This is a genomic window from Microbacterium sp. MTN4-26, assembly GCF_042846595.1.
In the GTDB taxonomy this organism is placed as follows: domain Bacteria; phylum Actinomycetota; class Actinomycetes; order Actinomycetales; family Microbacteriaceae; genus Microbacterium; species Microbacterium luteum.
The window spans coordinates 25,296-37,204 of sequence record NZ_BTGO01000020.1 but is presented as its reverse complement, the minus strand read 5'-3'; the positions used below and the strand labels follow the sequence as shown (position 1 = coordinate 37,204).

At 70.6% G+C, this 11,909-nt stretch carries 13 protein-coding genes; 3 read left to right on the top strand and 10 right to left on the bottom strand.

The annotated features are described in order from the left end of the window. Window positions 1–124: 124 nt before the first annotated feature. The 4 genes from ACGG9C_RS14855 to ACGG9C_RS14840 all read right to left on the bottom strand — a co-directional run bounded on the left by ACGG9C_RS14855 (window position 125) and on the right by ACGG9C_RS14840 (window position 4,797). Window positions 125–1,477 carry a dihydrolipoamide acetyltransferase family protein gene (locus ACGG9C_RS14855; RefSeq protein WP_194384035.1) on the bottom strand — a complete coding sequence of 451 codons (1,353 nt, stop codon included), beginning with the start codon at window positions 1,475–1,477 and terminating at the stop codon, window positions 125–127. Between the two features lie 22 nt (window positions 1,478–1,499). Then, window positions 1,500–2,465 carry an alpha-ketoacid dehydrogenase subunit beta gene (locus ACGG9C_RS14850; RefSeq protein WP_071045290.1) on the bottom strand — a complete coding sequence of 322 codons (966 nt, stop codon included), beginning with the start codon at window positions 2,463–2,465 and terminating at the stop codon, window positions 1,500–1,502. A gap of 62 nt (window positions 2,466–2,527) precedes the next feature. Then, entirely contained in the window at window positions 2,528–3,682 is a 1,155-nt protein-coding gene (locus ACGG9C_RS14845) for a thiamine pyrophosphate-dependent dehydrogenase E1 component subunit alpha (protein WP_194384037.1), read from the bottom strand. After that, window positions 3,679–4,797: a histidinol-phosphate transaminase gene (locus ACGG9C_RS14840; protein WP_194384038.1), complete on the bottom strand. Its 1,119-nt coding sequence runs from the start codon at window positions 4,795–4,797 to the stop codon at window positions 3,679–3,681. Before ACGG9C_RS14840 ends, ACGG9C_RS14845 begins: the two co-directional genes overlap by 4 nt. 63 nt (window positions 4,798–4,860) lie before the next feature. Here ACGG9C_RS14840 and ACGG9C_RS14835 point away from each other — a divergent pair, with 63 nt between their 5' ends. Further along, complete coding sequence (locus ACGG9C_RS14835; RefSeq protein WP_071045239.1) at window positions 4,861–5,253, top strand: phage holin family protein; 393 nt, start codon at window positions 4,861–4,863, stop codon at window positions 5,251–5,253. 12 nt (window positions 5,254–5,265) lie between these two features. On the opposite strand, the gene ACGG9C_RS14830 is transcribed toward ACGG9C_RS14835, so the two are convergent. Both ACGG9C_RS14830 and ACGG9C_RS14825 read right to left on the bottom strand, forming a co-directional pair. Then, a complete protein-coding gene (locus tag ACGG9C_RS14830; protein ID WP_194384039.1) occupies window positions 5,266–6,588 on the bottom strand; it encodes a hypothetical protein in 1,323 nt (440 codons plus the stop codon). A gap of 7 nt (window positions 6,589–6,595) precedes the next feature. Next, window positions 6,596–6,889 carry a hypothetical protein gene (locus tag ACGG9C_RS14825; RefSeq protein ID WP_194384040.1) on the bottom strand — a complete coding sequence of 98 codons (294 nt, stop codon included), beginning with the start codon at window positions 6,887–6,889 and terminating at the stop codon, window positions 6,596–6,598. Window positions 6,890–7,043: 154 nt separating this feature from the next. Between ACGG9C_RS14825 and ACGG9C_RS14820 the strand changes: the two genes are divergently transcribed. Continuing rightward, window positions 7,044–7,550, top strand: a complete 507-nt coding sequence (locus ACGG9C_RS14820; RefSeq protein ID WP_194384041.1) for a low molecular weight protein-tyrosine-phosphatase — start codon at window positions 7,044–7,046, stop codon at window positions 7,548–7,550. Window positions 7,551–7,586: 36 nt separating this feature from the next. Then, entirely contained in the window at window positions 7,587–8,969 is a 1,383-nt protein-coding gene (gene purB / locus ACGG9C_RS14815; protein WP_194384042.1) for an adenylosuccinate lyase, read from the top strand. Window positions 8,970–8,974: 5 nt separating this feature from the next. Here purB and ACGG9C_RS14810 read toward each other — a convergent pair whose 3' ends face one another. The 4 genes from ACGG9C_RS14810 to ACGG9C_RS14795 all read right to left on the bottom strand — a co-directional run bounded on the left by ACGG9C_RS14810 (window position 8,975) and on the right by ACGG9C_RS14795 (window position 11,908). Then, the gene (locus ACGG9C_RS14810; RefSeq protein ID WP_071045244.1) at window positions 8,975–9,292 is read right to left on the bottom strand and encodes an amino acid transporter; all 318 of its coding nucleotides are present in this window, start codon (window positions 9,290–9,292) and stop codon (window positions 8,975–8,977) included. Beyond that, the gene (locus tag ACGG9C_RS14805) at window positions 9,289–9,984 is read right to left on the bottom strand and encodes an acyl-CoA synthetase (protein WP_194384043.1); all 696 of its coding nucleotides are present in this window, start codon (window positions 9,982–9,984) and stop codon (window positions 9,289–9,291) included. Before ACGG9C_RS14805 ends, ACGG9C_RS14810 begins: the two co-directional genes overlap by 4 nt. A 128-nt stretch (window positions 9,985–10,112) precedes the next feature. Then, entirely contained in the window at window positions 10,113–11,336 is a 1,224-nt protein-coding gene (locus ACGG9C_RS14800; RefSeq protein ID WP_194384044.1) for a Dyp-type peroxidase, read from the bottom strand. Beyond that, window positions 11,336–11,908, bottom strand: coding sequence for a copper chaperone PCu(A)C (locus ACGG9C_RS14795; protein ID WP_194384045.1), 573 nt, complete (start codon window positions 11,906–11,908; stop codon window positions 11,336–11,338). Before ACGG9C_RS14795 ends, ACGG9C_RS14800 begins: the two co-directional genes overlap by 1 nt. Between the last annotated feature and the right edge of the window lies 1 nt (window position 11,909).

The following is an 11,909-nucleotide window of genomic DNA, read 5'->3' as shown; positions in this document are numbered from 1 at the left end:
GGTGCCTGGCGCCGATCCCTGCCCTGATCCGTTCACCTGTCCCCGGATGCCGCATCCCCACACCACAGCGACAACGAGCGGCAACCGAACGCCCGGTCGTGGGCGCCCGGACGCGAAACGGCGGCTACTCGACGAGGAGGGCGGGCTCCTCGAGGACGGCGGCGATGTCGGCGATGAAGCGGGAGACCTGGTCGCCGTCGACGACACGGTGGTCGAACGAACCCGACACGGTCGTGACCCACCGGGGCCGCACCTCGCCGTCGACGACCCACGGCTTCTGCCGGATCGCTCCGAGGGCGACGATGCCGACCTCACCGGGGTTGATGATCGGCGTTCCGGCGTCGACCCCGAACACGCCGATGTTCGTGATCGTGATGGTGCCGTTCTGCTGGTCGGCCGGGGTCGTCTTGCCCTCGCGCGCCGTGAGCGTCAGCTTCTCGAGCGCCTTCGCCGTCTCGCGCACCGACAGCGCCTGCGCGTCCTTGATGTTGGGGACCAGCAGCCCGCGCGGCGTCGCCGCCGCGATGCCGAGGTTCACGAAGTGACGCACGCGGATCTGGGCGCCCTCGTCGGTGTCGACCCACGCGGCGTTCACCATCGGGGTGCGGCGCACGGCCCACACCACGGCCCGGGCCATGATCAGCAGCGGCGACACCTTGGTGTCGGCGAACTCGGGCGAGGCCTTGAGGCGCTTGACGAGCTCCATCGTGCGAGTCGCGTCGACGTCGACCCACACCGACACGTGCGGAGCGGTGTAGGCGCTGCGCACCATGCCGCTCGCGGTCGCCTTGCGCACGCCGCGCACCGGGATGGTCTCCTCGCGGTCATCCGCCGGCGACACCGCGGCGGTCGTGGCCGGCGGTGCGGGGGCGGCGACCGGGATCGTCTCCTCGCGCACCTCGCCCCACGCGGGCGTCTCGATGTTGCGGAAGACGCTCGCCTGCGAGGCGTGCGCCACGACGTCGTCGCGGGTCACCTCGCCGGCAGCGCCGGTCGGGGTCACGGCCGAGAGGTCGACCCCGAGGTCGCGGGCGAGCTTGCGGATGGGCGGCTTGGCCACCACGCCGACCGACGACGTGATGCGCTCCGCGGCCGACACCGGGGGCTTCCGACGCCGGGACTGGACGGGGCCGCCGGAGCCGTAGCCGACGAGGACCGATCCCGATCCGTCCGGTTCCGGGGCCTCGGCGGCCTCCCCGTGCTCCGAGCGCCCGACGGTGGTGTCGACGCCGGAGGCGGCATCCGCAATGGTGATGATCGCCGCACCCACCTCGACGGTGTCGCCCTCGGCGACGAGCAGATCGCCGACGGTACCGGCGAACGGCGAGGGGAGCTCGACGAGCGACTTGGCCGTCTCGATCTCGACGATCACGTCGTTGACGGCGATCTCGTCGCCGGGAGAGACGCGCCACGAGACGATCTCGGCCTCGGTGAGACCCTCCCCGACGTCGGGGAGGACGAATGTCTGCGTGCTCATGGCGTTCCTCTGCTGGGGCGGGTCAGTAGGCGAGGGCGCGGTCGACGGCCTCGAGGATGCGGTCGGGATCGGGCAGGTAGACGCCTTCGAGCTTGGCCGCGGGGAAGGGCGTGTCGAAGCCCGACACGCGCAGCACCGGCGCCTCGAGAGCGTAGAACGCCTTCTCGGTCACCGTCGCCGCGATCTCCGATCCGAGGCTGACGAACCCGGGCGCCTCCTGCGCGTAGACCATGCGGCCGGTGCGCCGCACCGAGTCGAGGAGGGGGCCGTAGTCGACCGGCGAGAGCGAGCGCACGTCGACCACTTCGCAGCTGGTCCCCTCGGACTCCGCGAGAGCGGCCGCCTGCAGGAGCGTCGTCACCATGGCGCCGTGACCGACGAGGGTGACGTCGGTGCCGCGCCGCACGACACGGGAGGCGTGCAGCGGCACGGCCGGAGCCGTGAGATCGACCTCGCCCTTCTGCCAGTAGCGTGCCTTCGGCTCGAGGAAGACGACGGGATCGGGCGATTCGATCGCCTCCTGGATCATCCAGTACGCGTCGTTCGGCGTCGACGGGCTCACCACGCGCAGCCCGGGCGTGTGGGCGAAGTAGGTTTCGGGCGATTCCTGGTGGTGCTCGACCGCGCCGATGTGTCCGCCGTAGGGGATGCGGATCACGACCGGCATCTGCACGGCGCCCTCGTGGCGGTTGGTGATCTTCGCCAGCTGCGTCGTGATCTGATCGAACGCCGGGAAGACGAACCCGTCGAACTGGATCTCGATCACCGGTCGGAATCCGCCCATCGCCAGGCCGATCGCGGTGCCGACGATGCCGGACTCGGCGAGCGGGGTGTCGAGCACGCGACGCTCGCCGAACTCGGCCTGCAGCCCCTCCGTCACGCGGAAGACGCCGCCGAGGCGGCCGATGTCCTCGCCCATGAGCAGCACGCGGTCACTCGCGGACATCGCGGCGCGCAGGCCGGCGTTGAGGGCCTTGGCGATCGGCATGACCGCGGTGGTCTCGCTCGCTGCGGGTGTTGCCGTGGGCGTGGCCGTCGCGGCATCCGTGCTCATCGCGTCTCCCCCTCGAACGTCGCTTCGTAGGCCGCCAGCCACGCACGCTGCTCATCGATCAGCGGATGCGGGGCGGAATACACGTGGGCGAACATGGCTTCGGCGTCTATTCCGCCGAGAGCATTCGTGCGCACGCGGGCGTCGTCGGCCACCGCCCGCGACTCCGCCTCGACGTCGGCGAAGAACGCCGCGGACGCGCCGCGGCCCTCCAGGTAGGCGCGCATGCGCGCGATCGGGTCGCGCCGCGCCCAGGACTGCTCCTCGTCGGACGTGCGGTACTTGGTGGGGTCGTCGCTCGTGGTGTGCGCACCCATTCGGTAGGTGAGCGCCTCGATCGCACGCGGACCGTCGCCGCCGCGCGCCTCGTCGAGCGCCCGGCGCGTGACCGCGTAGCTGGCGAGCACGTCGTTGCCGTCGACCTGCACGCTGGGGATGCCGTATCCCGTGCCGCGCTGGACGAGCGGGGCGCGCGACTGCGTCGCGACGGGCACCGAGATGGCCCAGTGGTTGTTCTGCAGGAAGAAGACCTCGGGCGTGCGGTAGCTCGCTGCGAAGACCATCGCCTCGTGCACGTCGCCCTGGCTGGACGCACCGTCGCCGTAGTAGACGATCACCGCCGCGTCGCGGTCGGGGTCTCCGGTGCCGCTTCGGCCGTCGAAGACCATGCCCATGGCCAGCCCGGTCGCGTGCAGCGCCTGCGCACCGAGCACCAGCGTGTAGATGTGGGTGTTGCCGTTCTTGGGGTCGGCCGGATCCCATCCGCCGTGCGTGAGACCCCGCATGAGACGGATGATGTCGACGGGGTCCACTCCGCGTATGCGGCAGACGGCATGCTCCCGATAGGAGGGGAAGAGGTGGTCCTGCGCGCGGGCGGCCCGAGCGGATCCCACCTGCGCGGCCTCCTGCCCGAAGCTCGGCGGCCACAGCGCGAGCTGACCCTGACGCTGCAGATGCGTCGCCTGCTGATCGAAGGCTCGGATCACCGCCATGTCGCGATAGAAGGTCTTGAGATCGGCGTCGTCGAGCGCTTCGATGTAGGGCAGATAGGCCTCGGCGGCGGCGCTCGGGGAGAGCGAGCCGTCGGCGTCGAGGAGGCGTACGACGTCGGGATGTTCGGACGTGCCGTGTGCGGGCGCTTCGGGCGGGGTCACCGTTCTACGCTAGCCCGCCGTCCGGGGTGGCCCGCTGGGAGATCATGCACAACGGATTCCGCGATGCGTAGGACCTTGTCCACAGATTCCTCTTCGCCGACGGAGATCCGGATGCCGTCACCGGCGAAGGGCCGCACGATGAGGCCTGCTGCCTCGAACGCCGCCGCGATCGTCATCGACGCGTCACCGGAAGGGAGCCACACGAAGTTCCCCTGCGCCTGCGGAATCCGCCACCCCACCTCGCGCAGCTGTGCGGCCAAGCGATCCCGCCGTTCCCCGATCACGGCGACACGCGCTCGGAGCTCGTCCTCCAGCTCGAGGCTGGCGATCGCCGCAACTTCGGACTGCCCGGTCACCGACAGCGGAATCGCGGTGCTGCGGGCCGCATCGAGCACCCGAGGGTGGCCGAGGGCGTACCCGACGCGGAGTCCCGCGAGACCGAAGGCCTTGGAGAACGTGCGGCAGACCACGACGTTGGGCCGCTCGGTCGCGAGCACACGCGTGCCGTCGACCGCGTCGGGATCGGTCACGAACTCGGCGTAGGCCTCGTCGAGGATGATGAGCAGGTCATCGGGCACCCGCGCGACGAACGCGTCGAACTCGGCCTGGGTGACGACCGGCCCGGTGGGGTTGTTCGGCGAGCAGACGAGCACAGCTCGCGTGCGGGCGGTGACGGCCGCCGCCATCGCGTCCAGGTCATGACGCGCGTCGTCGGTCACCGGGACCTGCACGCCGGTCGCCCCGGCGAGCACCGTCAACCAGGGATAGGCCTCGAAGGAGCGCCACGCGTAGATCACCTCGTCGCCCGGAGTGGAGACGGCCTGCACGAGCTGGGCCAGGATCGACACGCTGCCGGCACCGATGTGCACGCGCGAGACATCGACGTCGTAGCGTGCGGCGAGGCGCTCGCGCAGCAGGGTCGCCGCCGCATCCGGATAGCGGTTGACGCCGACGGACTCCCGCAGCACCTCGACGACGCCCGGCAGGGGATCGAACGGGTTCTCGTTGCTGGAGAGCTTGTAGGCGTCGGCCCCCGCCTGGCGCCCCTGCTTGTAGGGGGGCAGCGCCGCGATGTCGGCGCGCACGCGCACGGGGATGTCGGATCCGTCGGTCACGGCCCGAGTCTACGACTCGCGCACTGTCGCACCGAGGTGCGCGCGTGGGAGACTGTCGCCACTATGGGCTTCCTGCTTCGAGTCGTCGTCAACGCGTTCGCCATCTGGATCGTCACCCTCATTCCGGTGCTCGGTGTGAGCGTCATCCCCTTCGAGCCCGGCGAGACGCTGCAGCTGGTGCTCACCCTGCTCCTGGTCGCGGCGATCTTCGCGCTCGTGAACACGCTCATCGGCACCGTGATCAAGGTGCTCGCCTTCCCCATCTACATCCTCACGCTGGGCCTGATCGGCCTGGTGATCAACGGCTTCCTGCTGTGGCTGACCGCCTGGATCACGGGATTCTGGAACTTCGGCCTGCGGGTCGAGGACTTCTGGTGGGGGATCGTCGCGGCGATCGTCATCTCGCTCATCAACTGGATCGCCGGCATCATCCTGCGCCCTCGCGACAAGGGCTGAGCCGACCGCGGCTCACTGTCCGCCACCTCCCGCGGACCGGTCGGAGCGGCGGTGGGCGGTGTACTCGAACACCTCGACACCGTCCGCCTCGGCCAGCGCATCGACCAGGTCGTGCACGCCGTCCACGCGCGGATCGTCGCTCTGATCGATCAACGCCGCCGTCTCGGCGTAGGCGGACATATGGTGCGCGGGCATCGTGACATCGTCGATCCCCGCGTCGGGATCGGCGCTGCGTTCGACCACGACGCTTCCGGGTGCGCCCACCGCCTGCGCGTAACCCCCGCCCGACAGCGCCGCCACCGGATCATCGGTGTGCCGCACGGTGACCGCCAGCACGTCGTCGCCGACGTCGGCGTGCACGGGGGAGCCGAAGGTCATGACGGTGCGCACGTCGTAGGTGCCCTCGAGCGCCAGGTGCGAGGTGACCATGGCGGCCTGGGAGTGCGCGGCGGTGTGCACGACGTCTCCCGGCCGGATGCCGGCATCTCCCATCGCCGCGATGGTCGCGTCGTAGGAGGCCGACCGCTGCCGACTGTAGAGCTGCAGGTTGGAGCGGTTGTCGAAGGGCTGGGTGCCGCCGAGCTGCGACGACCGCGTGCCCGCGACGTAGACGACATACTGCGCGGGTGCTCCGGTGAACGTGTACTTCTCGATGCGCACCTGCGCGGCCCCGGCCGGCATCCGCGCGGCGATGTCGGCGAACGACCGCGGTGCCGGCAGCGACGACGCCGCGGTGCGACGCACGGCCACCGACGCCGGGGCTCCGGTGAGGCGGGCGGATGCCGGCACCCGGCCGGCGCCGGTGCCGTGCGCGCTCGCGGCGAGGCCGCCGACGAACAGCCCGGCCGCCCCGAAGGGACTCAGCAGCGCGCCGGTGGTGTGGGCCTGCGCGACCAGGTCGCTCGGCCACGTGAGCGTGTGACGCATGAGGAGCATCGCGGCGCCGATCCCCGCGTCGGGGTGGTCGCCGTGAAGGGCCGTCAGGCGACGCTGGATCAGACCGGCTCGCGCGTCGTCGCCCGCGAGCTCCGCCGCACGGCGCTCCGCCCACAGTTCGACGGTCTCGTACACGGCCGCAGCATCGCGGAGCGCTCGCGCGACCTCGGCGGCCGTCTCGCGCCGCTCCGCGGTGCGCATCCGGAGCGCGTCGATCTCCGCCCCGAGCCGCTGAGACGTCGCCGGGCCCACCATCAGATCGTCGGCGGCGAGCATCAGGTAGCGATCGACGTCGTCGAGGTCGGCGTGCAGCACGTCGAAGCCACGCGCAGCGTGACGGAGGGTGTCGGTGTCGACGGCGACGGCGCCGCCGGCGGAGATGTCGAGGTCGTCGCTCATCGCTCACTCATCCCCACTCCGCCTCATCCTGCAGTCGCATCGCCTGCCGGGCCGCGTCATCGCGCAGCACGTCGGCCTGTGCGGCCGCGCCGGCGATGTCGTCGCACCAGCGTTGCGCGGCATCACGGAACTCCCGCCCGCCGCGGGAGCGCCACGACGTCGCCTCGGCCAGCCGCACGGCGTCGGTCTCGACCTGCCGCAGGCGCTCGACCGCGAGCGCGAGACGCCGTTCCGCGCGCTCGGCCGCTGCCACGTCGGCGCCCGAGATGGTCGAGGCGGGGGAGGGGAACGTGAAGAGCATGCGTTCAGGATGCGGCCGCGTCCGGCCTCGGTCGCAGCCGCGACGGCGAGCCTGAGGACGGAGGCGGGACAGGTGCGACCTGTGCAGGAGGAGAGCGGCCGGACGGCATCCGCCTCTTGCGCGAAGCGCATCCGGTGCACGCACAATGGGGATCATGAGCGCGAACGAGTACGAACCGTTCCGCGTCGTCTTCGTCTGCACCGGCAACATCTGCCGCTCCCCGATGGCCGATGTCGTCTTCCGCTGGTTCGCGGATTCGGCCGGACTGAGCGATCGTGTGGTCTCGACGAGCGCGGGAACCGGGGAGTGGCACGTCGGCGAGCGAGCCGATCACCGCACGCTGGAAGCCCTGGAGCGCAAGGGCTACGACGGATCGCGACACCGTGCCCGGCAGTTCACCCGCGAGGACTTCGAGCGCAACGACCTGATCGTCGCGCTCGACCGCAGCCATGAGCGCATCCTGCACGAGTGGGCCCGCACCGAGGGCGACACCGACAAGCTCGCGCTGCTGATGTCGTTCGAGACGGATGCGCCGACCCTCGACGTGCCCGACCCCTACTACGCCGGCCCCGGGATGTTCGACGACGTGCTGACTATGATCGAGGGTGCGAGCCGGGCGCTCTTCCGGCAGCTCGAACCCGCCATCAGACCGGCGTCCTGACGCCGGTCCCCTCACGCGCGACGACGGGAGTCTCCGGTGACCTCTCTGCCCGACCAGCCCCTCAGCCCGCTCGACGGCCGCTACCGCGCCGTCGTGGCCCCGCTCTCCGATTTCCTCTCCGAGGCGGGCCTGAACCGCGCGCGCGTCGAGGTGGAGGTGGAGTGGCTGCTCGCCCTCACCGGCCGTTCGCTGTTCGGAACGTCACCCCTGGATGAGGAGGCCAAGCGCAGCCTGCGCGCGCTTTACATCGATTTCGGCGCCGAGGAGATCGCCTGGCTCGGCGAGAAGGAACGGGTCACCCGTCACGACGTGAAGGCCGTCGAATACCTCGTTCGCGACCGGCTCGACCGACTCGATCTCGGCGGCATCGCCGAGCTCACGCATTTCGCCTGCACGAGCGAGGACATCAACTCCACCGCCTATGCCCTGACGGTGCAGCGAGCGGTGACGCAGGTGTGGCTGCCCGAGCTCCGCGCGGTGATCACGAAGCTCGAGGCTCTCGCGGTCGAGCACCGCGACGCCGCGATGCTCTCGCGCACCCACGGCCAGCCGGCCACCCCGACCACGATGGGCAAGGAGCTCGCCGTGTTCGCATGGCGTCTTGCGCGGGTCGCGGATCAGATCGAGGGCGGCGACTTCCTCGCGAAGTTCTCCGGTGCCACCGGCACGTGGTCCGCGCACCTGGCCGCCGAGCCCGACGTCGACTGGCCGGAGCTGTCGCGTTCGTTCATCGAGGGCCTCGGCATCGGCTTCAACGTTCTCACCACGCAGATCGAGTCGCACGACTGGCAGGTCGAGCTCTACGACCGCGTGCGGCACGCGGGCGGCATCCTCCACAATCTCGCGACCGACGCATGGACCTACATCTCGCTCGGCTTCTTCGCGCAGATCCCGGTCGCCGGAGCAACCGGCTCCTCGACGATGCCGCACAAGATCAACCCGATCCGCTTCGAGAACGCCGAGGCGAATCTCGAGATCTCCGGCGGCCTGTTCGGTACGCTCGCCCAGACCCTCGTGACCAGCCGCATGCAGCGCGACCTCACCGATTCGACCACGCAGCGCAACATCGGCGTCGCGTTCGGGCACTCGCTGCTCGCCCTCGACAACCTCGAGCGCGGGCTCGGCGAGATCTCGCTGTCGCAGCACATGCTGGATGCCGATCTCGACGCCAACTGGGAGGTGCTGGCCGAGGCGATCCAGACCGTCGTTCGCGCCGAGATCACCGCCGGACGATCGCAGATCTCCGACCCCTACGCGCTGCTCAAGGAGCTCACGCGCGGTCGTCGCGTAGGCGCGGCGGAGCTGGCCGAGTTCGTGCGGGGTCTCGACATCGGGGATGACGCCAAGGAGCGCCTGATCGCGCTCACCCCGGGCGGCTACACCGGGCTCGCGTCGTCCCTCGTCGACACGCTCGCGTAGACGGCTCAGGAGGAGGTGGGGGACTCGTCGCCCGCGGAGTCGACCTCGTCGGGGAGAAGTACCGGGCGATCGATCGGCTTCTCCATCTCGGCCGGATCGACCGCGAGCAGCAGCAGGGCGACGATGAGAAGCGTCGCGATGAAGCTCACCCCCGCCACCACGAGCGCGACGACGATCGCGCGCTGGTGGTCCTCAGCCGGCAGCGCCTGGAAGAACCCCATCGCCACGAGCGCGACGATCCCGGCGAACGCGGCGGCGGCGAAGGCGAGCCCGAGAAGCTGAACGGGCTTGAGCAGGTCGCGGCGGGTGGGCTTGTCGGTCACGCGTCGGCGCCCCTCTGTTCTGCAGCGCCCTGTTCGGCAGCACCCTGCTCGGCGGTGTCGGATCCGGCCGTCTCGGCGGGCGCAGTCTTGGGCCGCGGGCTGGCTCCGGCGATGCCGAGGTACACCGCAACGATGGCGGTGTAGAAGCCCAGCACGCCGACGGCGATGATGGTGCCGGTCAGCTCGAACGTGCCGGCCTCCTCGATCGTGTAGCTGAGCGAATACTCCGGCGACACGATCAGCGTCGCTGCGGCGAACACGAGGGTGAGCGCGCCGATGACGACGCCGTCGCGGGACTCGGTGCGAGTGGGGATGCTGCCTGCCCCGCCGCGCATGCCGCGGATGCCCGCGATGAGCTCGGTCACTCCCGTGAGGACCGCCCACGCGACCACGATGACGAAGAAGAGCGTCGTGGTGCGCCACGGCGGCAGGCCGGCGGCCATGCCGGCGGCGGCCGAGATCAGACCGAGGAGCACCGCGGGCCACCGGGCGCCCGCCGGGTACACCAGCCACGCCGCGGCGAGGTGCACGAGGGCGGTGGCGAGGGCGAACCCGCTGAAGACGGCGAGACCCACGGCGGCCGAGTGGTCGCTCGAGAAGGTGATCATCACCGCGGCGATCGCCGCGAAGACCGCACGCGCGACCTGGACGTGGCGCACGTCGAAGGCGCGCGAAGACGGAGATGAAGTCACGATGGTTCCTGTGGAGGTGGTCCTGACGGACAGGACGGATGCGTCCAGTTTAGGTCGTCGCCCCTGTGCGGGTACTCCACGCCCGTCCGGGACGCATCAGTCCTGCCCGATCCCGCGCAGCCAGAACGTCAGGCGAGGAGGGTCTCTCCGATGTATCCGCCCTCGGCGCAGCCCGGCGGCACGGCGAAGACGGCCGAACCGATCGGCGTCGTCCATTCGTTGAGCAGATCGAGTTCGTCGAGGCGTCGCTGGATGGGCGTGAACTGCTTCTCGACGTCTGCCTGGAACGACACGAAGATGAGCCCGGAGTCCGACACCCGGTCGCCGGTGGGCGCCTCGTCGTAGTTGTAGGCGCGCCGGAAGATCCGCTGCGTCGGGTCGTCGGGTCGGGACCGCCGCATGTGCGAGAACTCCGGGATCACGGGGAACCCGATGGCCGTGGTGGCTTCGAAGTCGGGCTCGTCGTGTTCCGCGGTGCCCGTCAGCGGCGCACCGTTGGACAGATAGCGGCCGACGGACTGCTCCCGCCCGGGCCGATCGAGCTGGTCCCACGTGTCGAGGTCCATCTGGATGCGGCGCACGACCGCGCCGGTGCCGCCGGCCATCCAGCCCTCGGTGTTCCACACCACGGTGTCGAACTCACTCGTGCCCGGCTGCGGATTGGCCGTGCCGTCGACCTGGCCGAACAGGTTGCGCATCGTCGTCCCGGGGGCGACCGATCCGTAGGCGCGACGGAAGCCGTGCTGCGTCCACTTTACGTCGGCGAAGCTGCGCGCATCCTTGAGCAGCATGCGCGTGGCGTGGGCGACGGTCGTCGGGTCGTCGCCGGCGAATTGGATGAGCAGGTCGCCGTCGCTGAACTCCGGCTGCAGCCTGTCGATGCCGAACGCGGGCAGCGGCGCGAGCCAGGCGGGTCCGGTCCCGCCCGCGCGTGCGACGAATCCGGGACCGAAGCCGAACGTCACCGTGAGGCGCGCCGGCGGGGAGGCCATCTCGGGCTCGGAGTCGGCGAGGGCCGCCTCGCCCTGCGTCAGGCGCGACGCATCATCGGTGAGGACCTGCATGAGACGGCGGAGCCCGTCGCGGTCGACGTCGTCGTGCAGGCTCAGGCCCACGAAGGTGCCGTGCGCCTGGGCGTCGGTGTCGACGCCGGCCTGATGTGCTCCGTAGAAGGGCACCACGGTGTCGCCGTTCAGCGGCACCGAGGCGGATGCGGTCGGGGAGTCGTTCTGGGAGAGGGCCAGGTCGGCGCCGATCGCGGCAGCGGCGCCGACGCCGGCGACAGCTCCCCCGAGGAGGAACTGCCGCCGGGTCGAGCCGGATCGGCCCGCGCCCTTGTCGGGCGCGGCCATCAGCTGTCGTCCGACCCGCTCGTGTCGGACTCGTCCATGTCCATGTCCATCTCGGAGTCGTCGCCGACGTAGTTCTCGTTGGCGCCCGAGTAGTCCTTCACCGGGGCCGTGAACTCCACCGTCGAGTCGTCGGCGAAGGTCAGCGTGAAGGTGACCTCCTCGCCGGCCACGATGGGCTGCTCGAGCCCCATCAGCATGATGTGGCTGCCGCCGGGCTCGAGCGCGTAGGTGCCCTCGGCGGGGATGACGAAGCCGCCGTCGATCGGCTGCATGACCATCTCCCCGGTCTCGTCGGTGACCGTCTCGTGCAGCTCGATCATCGGGGAGACCTCCGTCGAGGCGGCGACGACGGTGATGTCTTCGCCGGAGGAGTTCTCCAACTCCCCGAAGGCCGCCGACATGCCGGACTCGGCGGACTTCACCCACGCGTCGCTGATCGCGAAGGAGTCCGCCTGGGTGGCGGCCTCGGTGTCGGCGGCGGGCGTCGAGGTGGACGCACAGCCGGCGAGCAGAAGTGCGCCCGCTGCCAGGAGCACGCCGAAACGAGAGGTGGTGCGGATGGTTGTGTTCACA

Excerpts from the sequence above, each read along its gene's own strand:
- ACGG9C_RS14855 (WP_194384035.1), bottom strand. The coding sequence starts at position 1,477 with ATGAGCACGCAGACATTCGTCCTCCCCGACGTCGGGGAGGGTCTCACC.
- ACGG9C_RS14850 (WP_071045290.1), bottom strand. The coding sequence starts at position 2,465 with ATGCCGATCGCCAAGGCCCTCAACGCCGGCCTGCGCGCCGCGATGTCC.
- ACGG9C_RS14820 (WP_194384041.1), top strand. The coding sequence starts at position 7,044 with ATGAGCGCGAACGAGTACGAACCGTTCCGCGTCGTCTTCGTCTGCACC.
- ACGG9C_RS14835 (WP_071045239.1), top strand. The coding sequence starts at position 4,861 with ATGGGCTTCCTGCTTCGAGTCGTCGTCAACGCGTTCGCCATCTGGATC.
- ACGG9C_RS14825 (WP_194384040.1), bottom strand. The coding sequence starts at position 6,889 with ATGCTCTTCACGTTCCCCTCCCCCGCCTCGACCATCTCGGGCGCCGAC.
- ACGG9C_RS14800 (WP_194384044.1), bottom strand. The coding sequence starts at position 11,336 with ATGGCCGCGCCCGACAAGGGCGCGGGCCGATCCGGCTCGACCCGGCGG.
- ACGG9C_RS14830 (WP_194384039.1), bottom strand. The coding sequence starts at position 6,588 with ATGAGCGACGACCTCGACATCTCCGCCGGCGGCGCCGTCGCCGTCGAC.